Origin of the sequence: Pseudomonas sp. YY-1 (assembly GCF_002843095.1) — a bacterium.
GTDB lineage: Bacteria > Pseudomonadota > Gammaproteobacteria > Pseudomonadales > Pseudomonadaceae > Aquipseudomonas > Aquipseudomonas sediminis_A.
On the sequence record NZ_PJLX01000004.1, the window covers coordinates 67,033 to 87,572 of the forward strand.

Sequence of the window (20,540 nt, forward strand, 5' to 3'; positions counted from 1 at the left end):
CAGACCCGTCACGGGTTACCTGACCGACACATACATTAGAGGTTCTTGTGCTTATGGGATCAGCCACAAGCATGTGCAAGCAGACCGCTTCAGCGATGGCGATTCTATTCATACATCAGCCATTGTTCAGGTCGAGCGAGAGGGTCCGTTTTGGGTACTGCACACGCTAAGTGGCAGTTTCTACGTAATCCTGAGCTTCAACATTCTGAAAGGTGCACAATCGCTGGATGACTACCTGCATCGGCTGCTAACTATGGAGTATCCAGAGCCATGGCAGCTGCACTAGCAGAGCGATGGGATAGCCGGCGCGACATGGCATGCGTATCGCTGGAGAGGTACTGCGACACTCAGTGAGTGTCGCGGCCCTTATGCGACACACGTGGAGTGTCGTACACAGACGCTGCGACACGCTGGCCATGTCGCAGCGATACATCGTGTATGTCGCACCAAGGCTCTGCGACACTCGGATCGTGCCGTTAGCGGCAGTTTGAGTGCCCAATGCGGCGCTGGATCCAGCCAAAGTGGACAGCCAAGCTGCCAGTTACGGCACTAATAGCGCCAAAACTGGCACTCCTTTTTTTGGTTATATTATCGCTCAAGCCCCCGTAAACACTGACTTCGTCGACTTTTTTCATAACCAAACCATCACTGCGTGGCCAGCATTTTTGAATGCAACCATCTCAACGCGCCGGCCATGCACCGCACCGCCATCCCCGCCTCGCCACTTCAGCGCCATCGGCGCTGGCTGCTTTTTTGATTTTGATGACAAAAGGCTTGCGCGCGCTTTTACTCCACGCGCACGCTGAATGTAGATGAAGCGGGCGCGAGTAGAAGCGCGCACCCCATACTCGCGGCGCGAGTATGGGGGCGGTGGAGTAGTTCAGACGTAACGGGAAAACATGGAGCGAAGGCGGAATGGTTTCAGTGAAGACTGAGCTGCTTCACCGCCCTTCGCGTAGCGGCTTAGCTTTGTCATCAAAAACAACAAAAAGAGATGACTACCATGCAAACCATTACCCTACAGAAGTACCAAATCCGAGCCCGCAATTTCTATCGGGAGCACTGCAAATCGGAGGCCCCGGATTCAGCGCAAATATGCGCGGCTTTGCTGGCCCAAGCCAGCCAGTACAGGCCAAACAGCTTCGGCACGCTGAAGAGCGCCCTTGCGCACGATCAAAAGGCTCGCGGGAATCACCATGCAACCAAAGCCATCAAGCAGCTCATCAACCCAGTAACGGCGCAAGGCTCAACACTTCCCAAGAAACCCAAACTCAAGCAAATCCGCTCGATCTCTGAAGAAGACTACAGAGAGCTTCAGGAGCATCTGTTAGCGCGTGAATTCATGGACGAGGCCTGGTCGCTAGTACTGGCCTATTACTTGGGGGTACGCCCCTGTGAGATGCGCTCGATCACAGTGACGGGCAATCACGTTCATATCATCGGCGGCAAAAAAAACGCTCCGCAGGATAGGGGCGCCGACAGAACACTGGTCATTGACGACCCTGCCGTGCTCCAGGTTGTGGCTGGCGCCGCGAAATGGATGCGTATCTGCCCTCGTACCAATACAGCTATTCGGGATCGCCTGCGCAAGGAGTGCCGCGCTCTGTGGCCACGACGCAAACAGCAGCCGACCCTGAAAAGCTTCAGGCACCAGATGGGTTCGAACCTGAAAGCGTCAGGTGAAAGCGATGAAGCTCTTGCTTACATGATGGGGCACCAATCCATCGAATCCATCAGCGTCTATGGGAACCGTCGATCTGGGACTGGTCACAGATTGCATATCAGACCTGCACAGGACGCTGACTTATCAAAAATTCGCCAACCTAAGCAGCCTGCTGTTTTTGGTCGGGAACGAGTGGTAGGGCGTATCGAGGTGCCAACACGCCTGGTACACCCACAAATAACCACACAGCCTGCCGAATCCGGGCCACAAGGTGCTTAGCGACTTCAGATAGCGACCAGCATTCGGCCAACTCCGAAATGGTTAGACGGGCTCTGAGCGGCCAAGAGCAGACAACCTTCTACGGAGTTGGTTGGGTCATCCGTTCCGTTAATCAACTCCACTAGCTAAGCCTTGTTCGCTCTTGTGTTGGCACTGATGGGGAGCTAGCAGATCCTTAACGCCTAATCAGGCCATGCCTGGCGACATGTCAATTTACAGAGCAGGTTCCGTCGAGAGGTCAGGCCAAGAGACCGTTTTTTGATTAGAATTACGGATTGCATCCAAGACCCAGATTATCTCGGCATCAGGTGCACGTATCCCACATTCCCACAGCTCTATCACCCGCCACCCCGATGCCAGTAACACAGCCTTGTTCCTGGTATCTCGGGCGACGTTTTGGTCAAATTTTCTCTGCCAGAAGTCCAACCGGGTCTTGGGGCTAGTAGCGTAACGTCAGCAACGTTGGCTGCCGTCCCCACCACGCTGTGCACCAGGCCAGACTCGGCATCCGCGCCGATGTGGGCCTTCATGCCGAAGTAATACTGATTGCCCTTCTTGGTCTGGTGCATTTGCGGGTCACGCTTACCGTCCTTGTTCTTGGTCGAACTCGGCGCATGGATCAGCGTGGCATCGACGATGGTGCCCTGGCGCAGCGACAGGCCCCGATCGCCCAGGTAACCATTGATCACCGCCAGAATCCCGGCCGCCAACTCGTGCTTCTCCAGCAGGCGACGGAAATTGAGGATGGTAGTTTCGTCGGGAATACGCTCTAGGTTCAGCCCGGCAAACTGGCGCAAGATTGTGGTCTCGTACAGCGCCTCCTCCATCGCCGGATCGCTGTAGCCGAACCAGTTCTGCATCAAATGTACGCGCAGCATCGCCATCAGCGGATACGCCGGACGACCACCTTCACCCTTGGGGTAGTGCGGCTCGATCAGGGCAATCAAACCCTTCCACGGCACCACCTGATCCATCTCGATCAGGAACAACTCTTTGCGGGTCTGCTTGCGCTTGCCGGCGTACTCGGCGTCGGCGAAGGTCATTTGCTTCATCGGAGAACTCGGCGGGTGGAGCGGGTGGAGTCCGGACATTTTGCCAAAATCAGGAAGTCTTCTTCAGAGTTTCCCTAAGCCGTGTTTCAGCAACCTTCTCTCTAGGCTGACAAGCCAAGCGCTGGATCGCAACCATCCATCACCTTATCCAGCTAGATCTGCCTCTTCCAATAAGTGCCGCACAAATCCCGGCGGGTGCAGATTTCCGGGCGGTTTGCGCCAGATCAGTTGGAGACGCTTTTCAAGCCCCGGGATGGGAAGAGCTACCAGCGCGCCACTGCGAACTTCGTCTTGTACTGCGGAAGCCATCACCAACGACACGCCGAGTCCCGCCCTGACTGCTTGTTTGACTGCCTCGGTGCTGCCTAGCTGCATACCGCTGCGAGGCACGCCCAGCTCGCCAAAGTATTCGGTCAGAAGCCGTCCGGTACCGCTACACGGTTCACCTCCCAGCATCGGCAGGTCCACCAGACGATCGCGTTCTATGCACCCTGCTTCAGCCAGCGGATGGTCGGGGCTGACGATAAGTACCAGCGGCTCGACCCGCCAGAGGCGGTGTTCGAAGTCGGGGTGAGGTAGCCACCATTCCATGATCGCGGCGTCGAGCTGGCCCGCCAGTAGCTGGTCGGCCACATCCGGGTTGGCGGCGATGCGCAGATCCACCTCGCCCCTCTCATTTGCGGTCGTCAGATAGCTGCGCACGAATGGCTGGAGAAGGTAGGTGCCGATGTTGGAGCTGGCCCCGACGCGCTCACTATTTCCATGCAGGGCTTCTAGCGCCCGGGCGTGCATGTCGAGCAAGGCGGTCGCATGCGGCATGAAGGCCAGCGCACGTGTGGTAGGCTGGCAGCCGCTACGACTGCGCTGCACCAGCGTTACGCCGACCTGCTCTTCAAGCTTCTGCAAGTGCTGCGACACCGTCGGCTGGGCCAGCCCCAACGCCCTCGCCGCGCTCTGAAAACTGCCTGTTTGAACGATCGCTACCAGGCTCTTCAGCCAGACCGGATTCAACATGCGGCAGGTTCGGCCTGGGGCAGACGGTTCGCAGCGTTGATTGGGCGCGCACCTGCCAACGCCTGGATGATGCTCTGCGCTGCACAACGTTCAATCTCCAGGCGCACCGCGCGCACTGCCGACCCTATGTGCGGAGTGAAGAGCGTATTCGGATGCGCGAGCAGCGCAGGATCGATCAGCCGCGGCCGGTCCGCGCGAGCCCAGTCTTCCATTTCGAATACATCCGCCGCATACCCGCCGAGCTGGCCTCGCTCAAGCGCCGCGAGCACGGCGGCTTCATCCACTACCGAACCACGACAGGGGTTTACAAGCAGAGCGCCCGGCCGTACGAGGGCAAGCAGCTCGGCGTTGACCAGATGCTCAGTATCGGCATTCAAGGGAAGCGCCAGCAGGATGAAGTCCGAGCTGGCGAAGAGTTCGCTGCACGCCACCTGGCGCAGGCCGAGCCGTTGCTCGGTTTGTGTATCCAGAGCCTTCGCCTCGTGGTACTGCAGGGTCGCGCCCCATCCCTGCAAGCGCTCAGCCATGGCCTGTCCGATGGCGCCCATGCCAAGGATGCCGACCGTCGCGTTATCCAGCCCCGTGCCGTAGAACTGTGGTTGCCAGCCCTGGAACTCGCCAGAGCGGACGAACGCATCTGCTGCGCGCAGATGCCGCCCCAGCCCCACCGCCAGTCCGATCGCCAGCTCGGCAGTCGGGACCGTCAACAGATCAGGCACGAAGGTCAACCAGACCCCGCGGGCAGTACAGGCGTCCACATCGAAATTGTCGAAGCCCTTGAGCGCGCAGCCGACCACACGCAGCTCGGGGCAGGCTTGGAGAAATTCTGCATCGACCCGATCGGGCATGAACGCCATCATCGCCTGAGCATCGCGGCAGCGGCGCAGAATTTCCTCGCGCGTCAGCGTGCTGTCGCTCTGGTTGGTCACCAGCTCGCAATGTGGCGCCAGCAGTTGCAGGATCTCATCGTGTACTCGGTGAGTTATAACGAGTTTCGGCAGCATGGTTTGTCCTATTTGAAACGTTTGCGCAGCACGCCACTGAAGGCGTCTACTAGCGTGACCATGGCCAGGATGACCAGCAGGATTGCTGCAACCTCCTGGTACTGCATGATGCGCAGCGAGCCCATGAGTTCGAAGCCGATACCGCCGGCGCCAACCATGCCCATCACGGTGGAGGCGCGAAAGTTGTATTCCCAGCGGTAGATCGCCACGTCGGCGAACTGCGGAGTCACCTGTGGCAAAACCGCGTGCAGCAGCACTTGCATCGGCGTAGCCCCCGCCGCCCGAGCGGCTTCCACCGGCGCTTCGTCGACGTGCTCGATGGCCTCGGCGAAGAACTTGCCGACCATGCCGATCGAATGCAGACCCAGGGCAAGCACGCCCGGCAAGGCGCCGAACCCTACGGCTGCAACGAAGATGATGCCCATGATCAGCTCCGGCACCGACCGCAGGGCATTGAGCAGCACCCGGGCAACACCGAACACAAGGGGGTGCGGCGCCGTATTGCGCGCTGCAACGAAGGCCACCACCAGCGAGAACACCACTGCGATGGCCGTGCCGGCGATGCTCATCGCCAGCGTGTCGATCAACGGGCGAATCCAGCTTCGATAGCCCGAAAAGTCTGGCGGCATGGCCTCGCCTGCCAGGGTCGCGATGGAGGGCAGCCCGTTCAGCAGCGTGGTGGCATCGAGCAGCCCCACGTACCAGCAGGCCAACAGCACCACTCCGAGTACAATTGCCACCTGCCCCAGCTGGCGCCACCAACCGAGGCCGAAGCCTCGAAGGATGTGCTCGCGTTGCTCTGCAGGCAGCGCCTGCACGTCATGATGAGTAGACATATCGGTGCTCACATCGTGGCGAAGTCGAGGCCGAGCAGCGATCCCATGTTGCGAATCACATCGTAGTCGGCGTCGGTGATTGGCGCGAAGGCCTCGGCTTTGAAGTTGCGCAGCACTTCGGGATCGTCGATACCGACGAATACATCCCGCACCTTGGTTTTCAGCTCGGGGCTCAGGTTCGAGCGCATCGCCCAGGGGTATTGGGGATATTCGCCGCTGTAACCAAGTACTTTCACCTTGCTCGGATCGATTAGGCCACGTTCGGCTACTTGATTGAAAATTACCTCCGACAGCCCACCCGCATCGGCGTTTCCGTTCGCCACGTTGACGGCAACGGCGTCATGCGTGCCCACAAAATGTTGTTCGTAGTCCTGCCCACCCGTCAGCTCGGCCGTCTCAAGAAGCACGGTTTTGGGAATCAGATGGCTGGACGTCGATGCCCGGTCACCATAGGCCATCTTCTTGCCCTTAAGGTCGGCATACTCATTCACGCCTGACGCCACATTGGCGATAATCACTGAGCGATAGGTCGGCTTGCCGTCGATGACCATGGCAGCGAAGGGCTCGATGTCGCTTTTGCTTTTGGCCATGACGTAGGACAGCGGACCGAAATACGCCAGGTCGATACGGCCAAAGCGCATCGCCTCAATCATCGAGGAATAGTCGGTGGTTACGATCAGCTGCACCTTCTTGTCCAGATGCTCTTCCAGATAATCCTTCAGCGGCTGGTTTCGCTTGATCAACTCCGAGGCGTTTTCGTCCGGCAGCAGCGCAACCTTTAGCACATCCGGATCGGCATCGGCCGCTACGGCGGACAGACTTGAAACAGCGGACAGCAAACAGGTCAATAAGAGAGCGGATAAGCGTTTCATCGGGACATCTCCAGTGAAGGTGCGAGCATGACAGGGGTTTCAGCCGGAGCAGTTGCTGGCTGAGTCGTAGAGCGGCCTGCATAGATGCGCTCAAGCTGCGCATCGGTGAGTTCCGAGGGCGCGGCATCGAAAACGATCTGAGAATCGGCCAGCCCGACGACGCGATCGGCGAAGCGGCGGGCATATTCGAGTTGATGCAGCGAAACGATGGCGGTGATGCCGTCTTCCTTGCAGATGTCGCGCAGCAGTCCGAGAACACGGACCGAAGTGGCCGGGTCGAGACTGGCTACCGGCTCATCGGCAAGAATGATCGCGGGCTGTTGCGCTAGCGCACGCGCGATGCCTACCCGCTGCTGCTGGCCACCGGACAGTTTGTCCACCCGGCTTAGCGCCTTGTCTGCCAGACCGACCCGAGCGAGGCAACTGAGCGCAATCTCCTGATCGGCACGCGGCAGAGGAAACAGCGAGCGGAGCGTGTTGTGAAAGGCCAGCCGACCGGTAAGCACATTAGCCAGTGCGCTTTGACGTTCGATTAGCTGGTGGTGCTGAAAGATCATGGCGGTACGCCGACGATGCTGACGCAAGGCCGAGCCGCTGCCGAGCTCACCGAGCTCGCTGGTGACACTGCCGCGAGTGGGCGTGACGAGTCGATTGAGGCTACGGAGCAAGGTCGACTTGCCTGCGCCCGAGAGACCAAGCAGCACGGTGAACTCACCACGCCGAAATGCAATCGAGGTATCGCGTAGGGCTGTCACGCCGCCTGGGTAGACGACGCTCAACCGGTCGACCCGCAGCACGGCGTCCTGTATCGGATGGGGCGTCATTTGATCACCTTTCGCAATATTGCTGGCCGCACAATTGCGGTTCGCGATGCAAAGGGTAGAAATTCCTTGTTAACGCACTGCTTCTAAATGATGACATTTCGATGAATGCTTCGAATCTGCCGTAGCGGGGCGGCAAGCGAAGCCGTGGAAGAACGGGCGCAACGTAGCGTCTTTCTTCACGCGGGATACAGGAGGCTTTGATTGATACTGCTGCGGATTCGCTACAGTAACGTTGGGCCAGAACGTAATGCCATCCAAGCAAGAGAGCGCACACTAGCGGCCAGAAGCGGACTTCGGCGAGGGCTGTGCAAACCAGCACAGCCCCCTTTTTAACGTCAGATCACGCGCTTGATCGCGATGTACTCACCCTCGGTGCGCAGCGTCACGGTTACCGGTTTATTAGTGCGGTTACGCCAGAACCAGCCGTGCTTCCCGTCGAAGGCCGCCTCCAATACGCCCTTGTCTTCCGGGGTGAAACGACCCTTGCCGTAGCCATGGTAGAAGTCACGCGGTGCGTTGTAGGGATCACCGTGGGTGTCGTAGTTGACCTGGCCACCATTGGCCGTCCAGAAGTAGTTCACCTTGGCGCCCTTGAGCATCTCCAGCTTGATTTCGGCGCCCTGGCCGGGAGCCAGTTCAATGCTCATCTCGTGCTTCAGACCTGCCACTTCCGGCGCTGCTGGCACTACGGGCGCGGACGGCTGGGCAACTTCGGCCACCACCACCTCGGGGGCTGGCTGCGCGCTGGGCTGAACCACCGCAGGCGCCTGCGCGACCGGGGGGGCGTTCTCGGCGGCGGCTTCTTCGGCCAGTTGTTGCTTGATCTCGCCCATTTGGGTCAGGCCCAGCATGCGGCCCACGCCGGTCGGGTCGACGGCGTATTCCGACGGCATCACCACGGTGACCAGCAGGGCCATCGCGACGATCAGGGCGATGACGGTGGAACGCAGCAACTGCTGGCTGCTCGGCAGTTCGTTGAGGCTTGGGGCTTTGCTATTGAACATGGGGGGAATTCCTTACTGGGAGACGATCAGGCCGGTGAGCTGGTAACCCATCAACAGGAAACCGGCGCTCATCATGGCGACATTGGCGGTGTATGCATGGCGCCAGAAGCTGACGGTGCGCCGCCAGTAGCCCATCAGAATGAGGATGGTGCCGAGGGCCAGCAGCTGGCCGATTTCGACGCCGACATTGAAGGCGATCAGGTTGGCGATCAGGCCATCCGGCGAGATCTCGAACTCCTGGATCTTGGTCGCCAGGCCGAAGCCATGCAGCAGGCCGAAGATCAGCGTGGCCGCGCGCGTATCGGGCTGATAGCCGAACCAGCGCTGGAAGGCGCCCAGGTTATCGAGCGCCTTGTACACCACCGAGAAGCCGATGATGGCGTCGATCACGTAGGGACTGATGCTGATATTGCTCAGCACCCCGAACAGCAGGGTGATCGAGTGGCCGAACGCGAACAGCGTGACATACAGCCCAACATCCTTGAGGCGGTAGAGGAAGAAGATCACCCCGAACAGGAAAAGCAGGTGGTCGTAGCCGGTGATCATGTGCTTGGCGCCCATGTACACGAACGGCATCAGCAGCACGCCGCTGCTTTCTTGGATGAAACCCTTGTCGCCTTCGGGCACGCCATGGGCGAGCGCCTCGGGCGTGCCTATCAGCAGCAGAACGAAAGCCAGCAGGGGCAATAGAAACGGTCGACGCAGGGCGCCGTGACCGCGAAGTGGTAGCGATTGCATAAGGAGATCCTGAGTTGATGAGGTCTGGGCCACGAGGGCCAGAGTCAGAACACCCGTCAGGATCGTGGAGGGCGCTCTATGCGCGTGCGGGGGCCGTGGGCCAGCCGCTGGTCATAGGCAAACGCGGGCTGCCCTGCGGGCACACGCCCAGGCGCTGGCAGCCAGGCGCTCAGGTGCGGCGTTTCATGCACATGATCGGCCATCAGTGATGAGTGCTGGTGTTCTCCCCACAGCTGAAAATCCTGTCCGAACGAGTCGTCGTGACTGTACGGATGGTCGTCGTAATTCACTTGCACAGCCGATCCATTGCCTGCGGCATAGCCCGATAGCGCATGCCCCGTCCACAACAATAGCGACAGCAGTGCCAGGACGGAAAGGGATCGACAGGTAGCGATTTGGCTCAGCATCGACGGACAAATTACGACTCGACAGGGGAGAGCGTCTGGTTTGACGCATCCCCCCCAGGGGGATAGGATGCGACGGCAATTATCCTTGCATGAGACTCGGCGATGGGCAAGCACGAACACGAACATCAGCACCAAAGTCATAAGGAAATCATCAAAAGGTTGAAGCGTGCCGAGGGCCACCTGCGCAGCATCGTCGGCATGATCGAGGACGGGCGCGCCTGCGTGGACATTGCCCAGCAACTGCATGCGGTCGAGAAAGCGGTGTGTCAGGCCAAACGCACGCTGATCCAGGATCACATCGACCACTGCCTGGAACACACGGTCGGCGCCCTTACCAACGGTGAGCGAGCGCCACTGGAAGAATTCAAGCAGATCACCAAGTACCTTTGAGCACCCTGTCATGTCGTCCTTCGCCGAAATTCTCCAGCAAGGGGCCTCGCAGGCCTGGCTGTATGTCCCCACCGCCATCCTGCTGGGCGCGCTGCACGGCCTGGAGCCCGGTCACTCGAAAACCATGATGGCCGCCTTCATCGTGGCCATTCGCGGCACGGTGCGCCAAGCCATCCTGCTTGGCCTGGCCGCTACGGCCTCGCACACCGCCGTGGTCTGGCTGGTTGCCATCGGTGGCATGTACCTCGGGCAGAACCTCGACGGCCAGACCACCGAGCCTTACTTCCAGGTCGCCTCGGCGGTGCTGATCATCGCCATCGCCCTGTGGATGCTCTGGCGCACCTGGCGCGGCGAGCAGATGTGGCGTTTCGAGCAGGGCGATGATCATCATCACGCGCATGACCATGCGCACGACGAAAGCCGCCGCATCGACACGGGGCATGGGCGTATCGAGCTGTCGATTTTCGAGGAAGGGGTAGCGCCGCGCTGGCGGCTGCACACCCTCAGTGGTCACCCGCGGCAAGCCACCGATGTCGTCCTGCAGACCACCCGCGAGGATGGCAGCATGCGCCGCTTCGCCTTTGCCCAACGCGACGACTACCTGGAGTCCGTGGATGAAATTCCCGAGCCGCACGCGTTCAACGTGCGCCTGAGCCTCGGTCATAGCGGCCACTCCCACGACTACGACCTGGAGTTCCATGAGCATGACCACGCGCATGCCGAGCTAGAAGGTTTGGAGCTGTCGCTGGAGGGCTACCAGGACGCCCACGAACGGGCTCACGCCAATGACATCCGGCGCCGTTTCGCAAGCCGTAACGTCAGCACTGGCCAGGTCATTCTGTTCGGTTTGACGGGTGGGCTGATTCCCTGCCCAGCGGCCATCACCGTGCTGTTGCTCTGTCTGCAGGTCAAGGAGGTCACGCTGGGTGCCGTGCTAGTGCTCAGCTTCAGTGTCGGTCTGGCCTTGACCCTGGTTGCGGTGGGCGTCGCCGCCGCCATTGGCACTCGCCATGCCTCCAATCGTTGGCCATGGCTGGGCGTGGTGGCGCGTCGCGCGCCCTACTTATCGAGCCTGCTGATCATCGCCGTGGGCATCTATGTCGGCCTGCACGGCTGGGCCGGGCTGAACGTCTGAAGTGTGGGACTTCTCCGCCTACCTGGGGTTGTTCGTCGCAGCCTTCGGTGCCGCCACCCTGCTGCCGCTGCAGTCCGAGGCGGTGCTGACCAGCCTGCTGCTGGCTGCCAAGCAACCAGCGGCCATGCTGCTGTTGGTGGCCACGCTCGGTAACGTGCTCGGCTCGGTGGTCAATTGGCTACTGGGCCGCTACATCGAGCACTTTCGCCACAAACGCTGGTTCCCAGTGCCAGAGGACAAGCTGCAACGCGCCCAGCAGGCCTACCATCGCTACGGGCGCTGGTCACTGCTGCTGAGCTGGGTGCCGATCATCGGCGACCCGCTGACCGTCATCGCCGGCACCCTACGCGAGCCGTTCTGGAGCTTCCTGCTGATCGTGCTGGTAGCCAAGGCCGGACGTTATCTAGCACTGGCCGCGTTGACGCTTGGGCTGCTGGGATGAAGCGCGACGCCGGGCTCGATTTGGTCAAGTGGCTGGCCATACTCAGCATGCTGATTGACCACTTGCGTTATTTGTGGCCGGACGCCTATGGCCTGTTCGTCATCGGCCGCCTTGCGTTTCCGCTGTTCTGCCTGGGCATCGCCACTAACGTGGTCAGAACTCAATCCGGCGAGTTGTTCAGCGAGAGCAATGCGCGCTACCTCGGTTGGTTGCTGGCCTTCTCCCTGCTCTCGGAGCTGCCCTACCGCCTGCTCTCGCCGGAGAGCGCGACGCTCAACGTGATGCCGACCCTGTCACTTGGCCTGCTGGTGGCCTGGGGCGTTCACCATGCAGATCGCAAAAGTCTGCTCTTAGCTACCAGTGCGCTGGTCGTCGCCCTGTTGCTGCATCGGCAGCTGATGTATGGGGTGATCGGTGTGATGTTGCCTGCTGCCTCTGTTATTGGGCTAAAGGCTGTACGCTGGTGGCCATTGCCTGTCGCCCTGGCGGTATTAGCTAATAGCCGCAACCGCTGGTTGGTGGAGTGGGGAATAGGGCCGGAGACCCTGGCCATGCTCGCCATGGCTGGCGGAGCCGTAGTGCTGGGGCTGGCCCTGTTGCGCCAACCCATGCCCTGCACCGTCTGGCCTGTTGGCCGCTGGGGCTATTGGTTCTACCCAGGACACTTGGCAGCGATATACCTTATGAAAACCTAGAGACTGATCAAGACGAAATCAGTCCGCTTTTGGCCGGTTAGCGACGGCCTGACTTTGGCCGTCGCTACACATGGTCACACTTCGGTCTGTTCCGCCATTTCCAAGGCGTCATCGACCTCAATTCCCAGATATCGAACGGTGCTCTCCAGCTTCGTATGGCCGAGCAGCAGTTGAACGGCCCGCAGGTTCTTCGTCCTGCGATAGATCAGTGATGCCTTCGTGCGTCTCATTGTGTGAGTGCCATACATGGCTGGGTCAAGGCCAATGGCTTTCACCCAGCCTTTGACGATACGGGCGTACTGACGAGTGGATAGATGGTCTGAGTTATGCAGTCGACTCGGGAACAGGTAGTCCTCGCCGCGGAGCTGTACTTGATGTATCCAAGCCGCGAGCGCCGCCCGAGTTTGCTCAGTGATCTCGAACTGCACTGGCCGCTGTGTTTTCTGCTGCATCACTATTGCTCGTGATGACACCTGCTCACCATGGGCAACGTCCCGCACACGGAGCTTGGTTAAGTCGCAGGCTCGAAGCTTGCTGTCGATGGCCAGGTCGAAGAGAGCCAGATCCCGAGTTCTTTCTGCAATTTGAAGCCTTACTCGGATGGCCCAGATATCTCTCAGTCGGAGTGGGGTTTTCTGTCCGACCAGTTTTCCTTTGTTCCAGGGCTGGCGGCTGCAGGTAGCGATGATGTTCATAGCAAGTCCTCCACGTGTGGGAGGACAAGAATGGCTAGCCTGAACGGTGGTCGCTAACCGGCCAAAAGCGGCCCCTTAAGCAATCTGTGGAAGCTAGGTAGATTCAACCCTGTGATCAATCCATGAGCGTATCGGTGACCATGAAGGTTCTGCTTTAAAGGCTCGCCTTCATAAATGCAACTTGCACGCTTTCAGGCCATTGGTTAACGTCCAGACTGGTGTCAGGTGGCCATCAAGCTAATTGATGCGCCGAGTATCATCTATCATGATCGCTAGCTCCACCATGAAACTAAAATTAAAGCGGAACCTTAAAAGAGCTTTAGCTCTCACCAACTAGCCGCCCATCATGAGCTCCCTTTTTTAGACGCGTGAGCTTAGTGGGAAGATCTGCATGGAAGGGTTATGGACGACATTGATGAATTTTATACCACCAAACCCAGAGAACAAGTAGGCAGGGATACCTTCGCAAGATACAAGGCGCAGGTGAGAGCTGCAGGTCTTGCTGCGTTAGAAATACTGGAAGGTGGCGAGGTTGATCGCATCTATTGTGACTATCATGATGATTTCGTTGTTAGGAAAAAACACAACGGTACTTATCGGTATGAATTCTTTCAGGTTAAAACCCGAGCTAAAGCTAGTCAGAATTGGAAGCTTAATGAGATATTTGGACTGAAGACTCAAAAGAAACACCAGCTAGATCAAAAAACTGACGATGTAAAAAATAGCTACGCCGGAAAACTACTGCAGCACACGGTTACTTTTTCAAGCTCATGTGATCAAGTTGTGTTTATGACCAATGCGCACTTGGACGATATTGTCGAAAAAATGTCTGAAAGCATGGCTGAGTGCGACACAAAAAATCAGTATGTAAAATTTTTAGCTGACAATTTTAATGAATGCTTCATAGTAAGCAGCGACGCGAAGCTGGCTGAATCAGAGATACTTAAGAGAATTGCAAAATTCAGATTCGAAGTTGATGTTCAGTGCATTAAGGAAAAAAACAACAGTTTTGAATCAGATGCGCGCACAAGGATATACCAGTTTAGCGAAATTGATCTAGAGTTCAATGAGACAAGGCAAATTCTTGTTAGCTTGCTTGAACTGGTTTCAAAGAAAACCTCCGGCGTAGTAACGAGCTTCAACGAGACCGTTATTGATAGCCAAACCAGTATTGATATAAACGACCTACTAGACCTGTTAAGTATATCGAGAGAGGCATATAGATCTCTAGTGGCGGGAGGTGATGCTCATGCAATCAAATCGGCCTCTGTCATCCAGCGTACTATGTCCGCATCCGGTGCCAGCAGTGAGGAGATTGAGTATTCATCGAGGTGCAAGACCGATTGGGATGTATGGTTGCGAGACAATAGAAATAAGCTTTCCGATTTCGACCTACTCTCAATAACATCGAAAATTGATGCTTTACTTGCAACCATGCTAGGTAACAGGAAGAGTCTCAAGCTCGGAGAACTTCATCCAATGCTGAAGCAATTAATGGCCGAGTTAATTGAAAGTGATTTGGCTTTTGATATCACGCCACCACTTTTGCTCGGTGGATTTATCTCCGCCTTAGTGAGATACAAAGCATGAACTATGACCAGTTTTTCGAAAGCGTAACCAAACGCAATATATCAATAGCCATATCCGAAAAAGACAGCCAGAAAAATTACCAGCTGAATAATGAGGCTCTATTTCAACTTCCCTTGATAGCAATGATCGTTCTTTTGCTCTCAAAAGATCGGCGAAAGCCCGTCGTGACCGAAATTGGGCAATTGGTAGGGGAGTCAATTGAGGACGCATTAATTGGATTTAAAGGCTCTTCTCAATACTTAGGGTGGTCTGCCATTCTGCGTATCCGAACTGTAAAAGCAATCGGCTTTCTAGAGAGATCAGGAATGATCGAGATGCGCAAGAGTGATAATCGGATAGTTGCAACTAACCTAGGTAAAAAGGTAATTGACCGAGCATTATCCGGTGATGACGATCTATCTTACAATCTGTCTTTGATTCGACGATCCTACCGGAATATTTGTGTTAACAATCAGATGGACCTGGAGCTTGTATGAGATTAGTTAGACTTCAAATATTCCCGCGAGGCGAGAGAGGCTGGGCCTCGGAGGCACTAACATTTGGGAAAGATGTAACACAGCTATTCGGCCCTAATGGCTGTGGAAAATCGCCATTAATCAAGGCGATTATGTATTGCCTAGGGTATCCCAGCAAATTCCGGGATGACATTTTAGAAAATTGCCGGTGCGCGGAGTTAGAGTTTGAAGTCGAATGCGGTCGTTACATTGCCCGCCGGGCGTTTAAAGAAGGAGTTGATATAGAGCTAGCTGATCCTGATGGAGCCACTCATGAATTCTCAAATGAACTGGACTACTCAAAGTATATTTTTGGCTTGCTGGGTTTAGAAATGCCAATTTTGGTGTCTGGCGACGAAAAAAAAGCCGCCAACCCATATCTTTCCACACTGCTTCCAATTTATTATTTAGATCAGGAGGAAGGGTATAGAAGATTTTATAGTCCGGCAGCATCTTTTATAAAAGACCAACTATCTGAAACCATAAGAATCATATTAGGAATACCGCCAAAGAATGCTTTTAATGCAAAGAAAAGGCTAATTGAAGCCAAGCGCGAACTAGAACTAAGAGATAAGCATGTCTACACATTAAAAAAGGACTACGAGGCTGCGAAAAACGTTTACGGCTCTGTAAGCCGTGAGGGTATAGACTTAGAACTCCAAGAGCTCTATCGAAGGCTTGAAGAACTGAAGGGTGGTTCGGCCGATAAAACAGCCTCAACCGATGCCATCGATGAGATAATAGGTTCAAACAACGAACTCATAAGAGGCTTAGATAGAGAGCTTGGCGATATATCTAAGCGTGATCGAAGTTTTCAGAAAATTCACGCGGAAATTCAGACCGAAATTAATACTCTCAGTCTAAATGAGGAGGCAAAAAGAGTGTTTGCTTCCTTTGAGGAGATTTGCAGCTCCCCAGGATGCCAGCTCTTTTCTTTCAGCACCGAGTCGTACGGAAAAAATCTACTTTACCTCAAGGACCAACTTAAAGATCTTGAGCGCAATGTTGAAATAGGTCGAATGCGAGCAGAGCAACTAATCATTCGTCGGGATGAACTGGTCGCTCAAACCAAGACTCTGACTGAGCGTCGAAACTCCTTAGTGAACACCTCTGAAATAAAGATACTAGTTGAGGCCATTACACAAATTACGTCAAAAATATTTGGTCTAGAGCAGGATAAGAAGGCTCTAGACACCCTTGAGGACCTCTCCAATCGTTATGTCGCCGCTTTAACTGCCAGAGACGAGGCGATTAGCCAGAGAGAGGAGCTAGAGAAAACGGGGCAAGGTCATCCTACGATCATTAAATTCCGAAGCATGCTAAGGGATAACATGCTCAAGTGGATGGACATACTAGACACCAATAACGTTTCAAGCGAGATAAGGTTTGAAGGGGACTTCATACCACTTCTAGGTAATGAAAAATTAAGTCAGCTTGGTGGAAGTACGCGCCTCCGTGTCATTCTTGCTTATCACGCAGCACTATTGGAATGCTTCCGGGCGCTAAATAGAAATAAAATATCCTTCATAATTTTCGATACGCCTAAACAGCACGAAATGCATGGAGTTGACCTCGAGCGCTATGTAAATGCTCTGAAAGTTTTTTCGACTGCAACTGGAACTCAAATTGTCATATCGGGCACTGAGTATCGATACACAGGAAATGAAAGAGACATTGATTGGGAGCCAAAATTTCCAGGAGCAAAGCAGAAAATGTTCCTAAAACAAGGGCAATAATAACCATCCAAGTTATATATAGGTGGGGCACTTGTCGGAGATTTTTGTCAATTTCGCGCAGCAAATTTGTATCCGCACTGAGCGTTGGTGGCTATCGACTCTAGGCGTTTGCATGCAAGGTACGCGTTGTAAAGCTATCAACAACGAACGACCACTTCTGGCCACTTCGCGCCAGTCGTATCAGGCGGAGTCGGCCAAAAAACGCCTGACGTCAGCGCCTGCTTTCGGGGGAAGCTTTAAACTTACGGCAGCATCAAAGCCCCAGTCGTGCGAGACTTTTGGGGCTAACACCACCCCAGACGAACAGTATTATGGTCTGTGAGGGGAAAGTGCATGGCTATGTCATCGGCGTGGCCGTAACGACGGTGCAGCTCCGTAATTGCACAACTGCTTAAGCAAAACCCTTGGCCCCTTTCAGCTATTCCTAAAGTTGGATCACCCTATGAACTCTGCGGGCATCGACACTAGCGCACTACTCACTATGCTGGGCTTGATTGCCGCGGTGTGGGCGATCGTGCCCAGCACTGCCAGGCTAAGCTTTCGATTGAGCCTGAACTGGTTCGACTGGCTGGTCATCTGGTCAGCGTTGCTTATCATCCATGGGTTCTTCTTCCAGCCTGTACTTACCAGGCTTGGGGTTCCTACCTTTGGTCCCTGGTTGTGGGGCTTCGACAAGAGCGCGACCCAGTACCTACTGTTCTTGCTTCTCGCTGGGTTTGTCTACTGGCGGTCGCGCAGGACGAGGCTTACGCGGTGGAACCTCGGGCTTTTCGATGATCTGACTACGTCACTCTTGCATGCAGGGAAGCTTGAGGAACTCGCCGACTTGCTACATCGCCATCTCGCATCGGCGCTGAATTTGGCGGCGTCGAAGAGCGTGCGAAGCCGCTTGGCCAGCGCTATTCGCCCACCGCGTCCCGACTTCCAAGTCGTCTTCCGAGACGACGGGTCCATCTCGATAGGAGAAGGTGCTCCGGCGAACTGGCTATTTCGCAAATGGTTCAGTTTTCGCGAGTGGCTTGCCGACATGGTTGGCCCTTCGCAGCGGGTGCAGCGCCGTGCCGCCATCGTCGTAAAGCGGCTGCTGTCATCCCGTCGCCTTATCGGACACCTCGCCATCGCTCGACCATACCTCTGCATGGAGGTCATGGAGCGCGCAACGCACTTTGTGGAAGACTTCCAAGACGAGTTCTTCGACGCACTATTGGCCAATGAGGCCAGCGTCATCTACAGCGAGCTCAAGAATAACGATAACTTCGGCGGGGGCGGGCGCCGCTTGGCGCTGCCTGATGAGAACCGCATCTTGCGGTTCTACTTTGCAGATGTTGATGTGGCAGCCCGTCTCGGGGTTTTCCGGTCTGTCGGCGAGGCCGTACTCGCACGGATTGATGCAGATGAAGCTCTCGAAAAGAAACTCAACGGGCGGCTGCTGACCTTTAAAGAAGTTGGGAAGCACCGCGACCCGATTTATGCGGGTATCTGGTTCTTCAGGATCATGGTTCTGGAAGGCCTACATCAGCGTGTCGCCGACCACTTGTGGCTTCACTACATGCCTCATTTCGCTAGCCGCCTAGTCGACCGTGCTCGCGAAGTGCGACCTGAAGACGAGAACTATGAGTTTCCAACGCCGCTGGGCTACCTGCTGTACGAAATCGTTGACGCTACTGCGGTGTGGGTGAGGGATGCCGAGGCTTTGACGAAGCCTGGCGACGTGCTGCATCCCAACCAGCTCGAAGGCAATCACATTCACATTTCCTTCGAAGCTGCAGAAGCCATCGGCCGTGTTATCCAGGCCATCTTGATGTCGCCGCGCGTGCCCCGCCGACTCAAGGACGAATTACTTGGTGTGGCGCTCACCACCCTGCGGGACTTGGAGCAGCATGCGCACTTGGCGCCGTTGGCCAGGGTGATGCGTGCGCACCTCATCGAACCCTATGGCTTCAGAGAACATAACAACTATCTGTATATCCTTAAGCAATGCTTCGATGAACAGGACCATGTGCTTCGGGCTTACCTGGGGCGCTTTAATGAGGAGCTCAACTCTGCTCGTGAAGCTGCGCTCTAAGAACTATGTTGGGCAGAGGGGGCAGAATTATTCAACGGGAAGACGGCCGCTTTTGGCCGATTCTGTTGAAAAAGTAGCTTCAGCGGCAGCCTGCCGATCAAGTGTGCCTGCTGTCGAAGTGGCTGCAAGCCACTTCAAGTTGTCTTCCGGCGTTTCGCTGAGCGTCCTTGCTCAGGTTTGGGGGGTAATTTGAGGGTTTCTGCTTGCAGCAGGCGTACCTATCCCGTTAATGGTGGCCCTTGAGGCAAAAGCTTGGCCATGCGTCGCAGGTTCTGCACCGTCGCCGCCAAAGTGAATTCGTCAGTGGCACCTGTCAGGCCACGCAGTCGTAAACGGTCGAGTTTCATGATCCGTTTGAGGTGGGCGAAAAGCATCTCCACCTTCTTTCGTTCGCAGCGAGAGACGAGGTACTCCGGTGTCTTGGCGATGCGTCGAGCCACGTCGCGGGCAGCCTCATGGATGCTGCGGACGATCTTCCGACTTGGCGTGTTGGGACAGCATTTCGCTTTCAACGGGCAGGTGGCGCAGTCGGTTTGGCTGGAGCGATAAATGATGGTGTTGGCCTTGGTCACCCGCGATCTTTTATGGGTGAAGGCGCGCCATTCACTGCGTAGTGGTTTACCGGCTGGGCAGCGGTATTCATTGGCTTCCTGATTCCAGTGAAAGTCGTTACTGGAGAGGCTGTCGTCCTTGCGCTCGGTCTTGTCCCACACCGGCACATGCGGCTCGATGTCCTTTTCTTCGACCATCCAGGCCAGCATCGGGGCGGTGCCATAAGCGGTATCGCCGATAAGGCGTTCCGGTGTGAGATCGAACTGCGCTTCGACACGTTCGACCATCGTCCTGGTCGAATCGACTTCGGCGGTACGGTGCGCCGGGGTAGCTTCCACGTCCATGATCACACCGTGCTCAGTGTCGATCAGGTAATTCGTGGAGTAGGCAAAAAAGGCCGGCCCACCTGGCGCTGCTGTCCAACGGGACAGAGGATCGGTGAGCGAAATTTTCTTGGGAAGAGTTTCTGCCAGCGCCTCTTCATCAAGGGCTTCGAGGTACTCGCGCACTGCGCGGCTGCTGAGCTTTGGATCGTTCCAATCGACCTCATCACCCGCCACGCCACGTTGGCGGCTAGCGTCGGCCTTGATGATGCTGGCGTCCACAGCGAAGCCTTCGCCTTTGACCAGTCCGGTCGCCATGCAGCGGCGCAGCACTTCATTGAACAACCAGCGGAACAGATCGCTGTCGCGGAAACGTCCATGGCGATTCTTTGAGAAGGTGGAGTGATTGGGTACTTCGTCTTCCAGACCCAACCGGCAGAACCAGCGATAGGCCAAGTTCAGGTGCACCTCTTCGCACAATCGCCGCTCGGAACGGATGCCATAGCAGTAGCCAACGACCAGCATGCGCACCATTAATTCCGGGTCAATCGAGGGTCGCCCGATGGGGCTATAGAAATCCGCCAGGTAGGCGCGCAGATCACTGAGATCCAGGCACTGATCGATGCTACGCAGGAGATGCTGGGCTGGGACGTGATCTTCCAGGTTGAACGAGTAGAACAGGCGATGCTGTCCTCCCGGTAACTGTCCCATCATGCTGTTTGCCCCCACG

The 20,540-nt window shown here is 56.3% G+C and carries 19 protein-coding genes and 1 pseudogene; 10 read left to right on the forward strand and 10 right to left on the reverse strand.

The window, feature by feature from the left end; all coding sequences use genetic code 11:
- Nucleotides 1-521 precede the first annotated feature (521 nt).
- The gene (locus tag CXP40_RS23640; protein WP_148709463.1) at nt 522-806 is read left to right on the forward strand and encodes a hypothetical protein; all 285 of its coding nucleotides are present in this window, start codon (nt 522-524) and stop codon (nt 804-806) included.
- A 197-nt stretch (nt 807-1,003) separates the two neighbouring features.
- A complete protein-coding gene (locus CXP40_RS07160) occupies nt 1,004-1,942 on the forward strand; it encodes a site-specific integrase (RefSeq protein WP_114584069.1) in 939 nt (312 codons plus the stop codon).
- Nucleotides 1,943-2,388: 446 nt separating this feature from the next.
- Here the strand turns inward: CXP40_RS07160 and CXP40_RS07165 are convergent.
- From CXP40_RS07165 to CXP40_RS07200, 8 genes and pseudogenes are all read right to left on the reverse strand, one after another.
- Nucleotides 2,389-2,994 (reverse strand): annotated as a pseudogene (locus CXP40_RS07165) (IS5-like element ISPst5 family transposase); the annotation flags it as partial.
- Nucleotides 2,995-3,138: 144 nt separating this feature from the next.
- Nucleotides 3,139-4,008, reverse strand: coding sequence for a LysR family transcriptional regulator (locus CXP40_RS07170; protein ID WP_106733217.1), 870 nt, complete (start codon nt 4,006-4,008; stop codon nt 3,139-3,141).
- On the reverse strand, nt 4,002-5,012 hold the full coding sequence (gene ptxD / locus CXP40_RS07175; protein WP_106733218.1) for a phosphonate dehydrogenase PtxD: 1,011 nt from the start codon (nt 5,010-5,012) through the stop codon (nt 4,002-4,004). Before ptxD ends, CXP40_RS07170 begins: the two co-directional genes overlap by 7 nt.
- A gap of 8 nt (nt 5,013-5,020) precedes the next feature.
- Nucleotides 5,021-5,848, reverse strand: a complete 828-nt coding sequence (phnE, locus tag CXP40_RS07180; protein WP_003298907.1) for a phosphonate ABC transporter, permease protein PhnE — start codon at nt 5,846-5,848, stop codon at nt 5,021-5,023.
- Nucleotides 5,849-5,856: 8 nt separating this feature from the next.
- Nucleotides 5,857-6,720: a phosphate/phosphite/phosphonate ABC transporter substrate-binding protein gene (phnD, locus tag CXP40_RS07185; RefSeq protein ID WP_003117866.1), complete on the reverse strand. Its 864-nt coding sequence runs from the start codon at nt 6,718-6,720 to the stop codon at nt 5,857-5,859.
- On the reverse strand, nt 6,717-7,544 hold the full coding sequence (gene phnC, locus CXP40_RS07190; RefSeq protein ID WP_003117867.1) for a phosphonate ABC transporter ATP-binding protein: 828 nt from the start codon (nt 7,542-7,544) through the stop codon (nt 6,717-6,719). The genes phnD and phnC overlap by 4 nt, the downstream gene beginning before the upstream one ends.
- Before the next feature lie 335 nt (nt 7,545-7,879).
- Nucleotides 7,880-8,548 carry a transmembrane anchor protein gene (locus CXP40_RS07195; protein WP_106733219.1) on the reverse strand — a complete coding sequence of 223 codons (669 nt, stop codon included), beginning with the start codon at nt 8,546-8,548 and terminating at the stop codon, nt 7,880-7,882.
- A 12-nt stretch (nt 8,549-8,560) separates the two neighbouring features.
- On the reverse strand, nt 8,561-9,286 hold the full coding sequence (locus CXP40_RS07200) for a HupE/UreJ family protein (RefSeq protein ID WP_106733220.1): 726 nt from the start codon (nt 9,284-9,286) through the stop codon (nt 8,561-8,563).
- A gap of 509 nt (nt 9,287-9,795) precedes the next feature.
- On the opposite strand from CXP40_RS07200, the gene CXP40_RS07205 reads away from it, so the two are divergent.
- Genes CXP40_RS07205 through CXP40_RS07220 form a run of 4 tightly spaced genes read left to right on the forward strand, consistent with a single transcriptional unit; the run spans nt 9,796 to nt 12,355 of the window.
- Complete coding sequence (locus CXP40_RS07205) at nt 9,796-10,083, forward strand: metal-sensing transcriptional repressor (RefSeq protein WP_059392035.1); 288 nt, start codon at nt 9,796-9,798, stop codon at nt 10,081-10,083.
- 10 nt (nt 10,084-10,093) lie between these two features.
- Nucleotides 10,094-11,218, forward strand: a complete 1,125-nt coding sequence (locus tag CXP40_RS07210; RefSeq protein WP_106733221.1) for a nickel/cobalt efflux protein RcnA — start codon at nt 10,094-10,096, stop codon at nt 11,216-11,218.
- A gap of 1 nt (nt 11,219) precedes the next feature.
- Nucleotides 11,220-11,660, forward strand: a complete 441-nt coding sequence (locus CXP40_RS07215) for a YqaA family protein (RefSeq protein WP_084310719.1) — start codon at nt 11,220-11,222, stop codon at nt 11,658-11,660.
- The gene (locus CXP40_RS07220; RefSeq protein WP_106733222.1) at nt 11,657-12,355 is read left to right on the forward strand and encodes a TraX family protein; all 699 of its coding nucleotides are present in this window, start codon (nt 11,657-11,659) and stop codon (nt 12,353-12,355) included. The genes CXP40_RS07215 and CXP40_RS07220 overlap by 4 nt, the downstream gene beginning before the upstream one ends.
- Before the next feature lie 74 nt (nt 12,356-12,429).
- Here CXP40_RS07220 and CXP40_RS07225 read toward each other — a convergent pair whose 3' ends face one another.
- A complete protein-coding gene (locus CXP40_RS07225) occupies nt 12,430-13,050 on the reverse strand; it encodes a tyrosine-type recombinase/integrase (RefSeq protein WP_003118388.1) in 621 nt (206 codons plus the stop codon).
- 402 nt (nt 13,051-13,452) lie between these two features.
- On the opposite strand from CXP40_RS07225, the gene CXP40_RS07230 reads away from it, so the two are divergent.
- From CXP40_RS07230 to CXP40_RS07245, 4 genes are all read left to right on the forward strand, one after another.
- Complete coding sequence (locus CXP40_RS07230) at nt 13,453-14,640, forward strand: dsDNA nuclease domain-containing protein (protein ID WP_106733223.1); 1,188 nt, start codon at nt 13,453-13,455, stop codon at nt 14,638-14,640.
- Nucleotides 14,637-15,116, forward strand: coding sequence for a hypothetical protein (locus tag CXP40_RS07235; RefSeq protein ID WP_106733224.1), 480 nt, complete (start codon nt 14,637-14,639; stop codon nt 15,114-15,116). The genes CXP40_RS07230 and CXP40_RS07235 overlap by 4 nt, the downstream gene beginning before the upstream one ends.
- Nucleotides 15,113-16,870 carry a hypothetical protein gene (locus CXP40_RS07240; protein ID WP_106733225.1) on the forward strand — a complete coding sequence of 586 codons (1,758 nt, stop codon included), beginning with the start codon at nt 15,113-15,115 and terminating at the stop codon, nt 16,868-16,870. The genes CXP40_RS07235 and CXP40_RS07240 overlap by 4 nt, the downstream gene beginning before the upstream one ends.
- Nucleotides 16,871-17,312: 442 nt before the next feature.
- Entirely contained in the window at nt 17,313-18,935 is a 1,623-nt protein-coding gene (locus tag CXP40_RS07245) for a hypothetical protein (protein ID WP_106733226.1), read from the forward strand.
- Between the two features lie 218 nt (nt 18,936-19,153).
- Here CXP40_RS07245 and CXP40_RS07250 read toward each other — a convergent pair whose 3' ends face one another.
- A complete protein-coding gene (locus CXP40_RS07250; RefSeq protein WP_092374357.1) occupies nt 19,154-20,524 on the reverse strand; it encodes a transposase in 1,371 nt (456 codons plus the stop codon).
- Nucleotides 20,525-20,540 lie beyond the last annotated feature (16 nt).

Excerpts from the sequence above, each read along its gene's own strand:
- CXP40_RS07160 (WP_114584069.1), top strand. The coding sequence starts at position 1,004 with ATGCAAACCATTACCCTACAGAAGTACCAAATCCGAGCCCGCAATTTC.
- CXP40_RS07170 (WP_106733217.1), bottom strand. The coding sequence starts at position 4,008 with ATGTTGAATCCGGTCTGGCTGAAGAGCCTGGTAGCGATCGTTCAAACA.
- ptxD (WP_106733218.1), bottom strand. The coding sequence starts at position 5,012 with ATGCTGCCGAAACTCGTTATAACTCACCGAGTACACGATGAGATCCTG.
- phnE (WP_003298907.1), bottom strand. The coding sequence starts at position 5,848 with ATGTCTACTCATCATGACGTGCAGGCGCTGCCTGCAGAGCAACGCGAG.
- phnD (WP_003117866.1), bottom strand. The coding sequence starts at position 6,720 with ATGAAACGCTTATCCGCTCTCTTATTGACCTGTTTGCTGTCCGCTGTT.
- phnC (WP_003117867.1), bottom strand. The coding sequence starts at position 7,544 with ATGACGCCCCATCCGATACAGGACGCCGTGCTGCGGGTCGACCGGTTG.
- CXP40_RS07195 (WP_106733219.1), bottom strand. The coding sequence starts at position 8,548 with ATGTTCAATAGCAAAGCCCCAAGCCTCAACGAACTGCCGAGCAGCCAG.
- CXP40_RS07200 (WP_106733220.1), bottom strand. The coding sequence starts at position 9,286 with ATGCAATCGCTACCACTTCGCGGTCACGGCGCCCTGCGTCGACCGTTT.
- CXP40_RS07205 (WP_059392035.1), top strand. The coding sequence starts at position 9,796 with ATGGGCAAGCACGAACACGAACATCAGCACCAAAGTCATAAGGAAATC.
- CXP40_RS07210 (WP_106733221.1), top strand. The coding sequence starts at position 10,094 with ATGTCGTCCTTCGCCGAAATTCTCCAGCAAGGGGCCTCGCAGGCCTGG.
- CXP40_RS07220 (WP_106733222.1), top strand. The coding sequence starts at position 11,657 with ATGAAGCGCGACGCCGGGCTCGATTTGGTCAAGTGGCTGGCCATACTC.
- CXP40_RS07225 (WP_003118388.1), bottom strand. The coding sequence starts at position 13,050 with ATGAACATCATCGCTACCTGCAGCCGCCAGCCCTGGAACAAAGGAAAA.
- CXP40_RS07230 (WP_106733223.1), top strand. The coding sequence starts at position 13,453 with ATGGACGACATTGATGAATTTTATACCACCAAACCCAGAGAACAAGTA.
- CXP40_RS07235 (WP_106733224.1), top strand. The coding sequence starts at position 14,637 with ATGAACTATGACCAGTTTTTCGAAAGCGTAACCAAACGCAATATATCA.
- CXP40_RS07240 (WP_106733225.1), top strand. The coding sequence starts at position 15,113 with ATGAGATTAGTTAGACTTCAAATATTCCCGCGAGGCGAGAGAGGCTGG.
- CXP40_RS07245 (WP_106733226.1), top strand. The coding sequence starts at position 17,313 with ATGAACTCTGCGGGCATCGACACTAGCGCACTACTCACTATGCTGGGC.
- CXP40_RS07250 (WP_092374357.1), bottom strand. The coding sequence starts at position 20,524 with ATGATGGGACAGTTACCGGGAGGACAGCATCGCCTGTTCTACTCGTTC.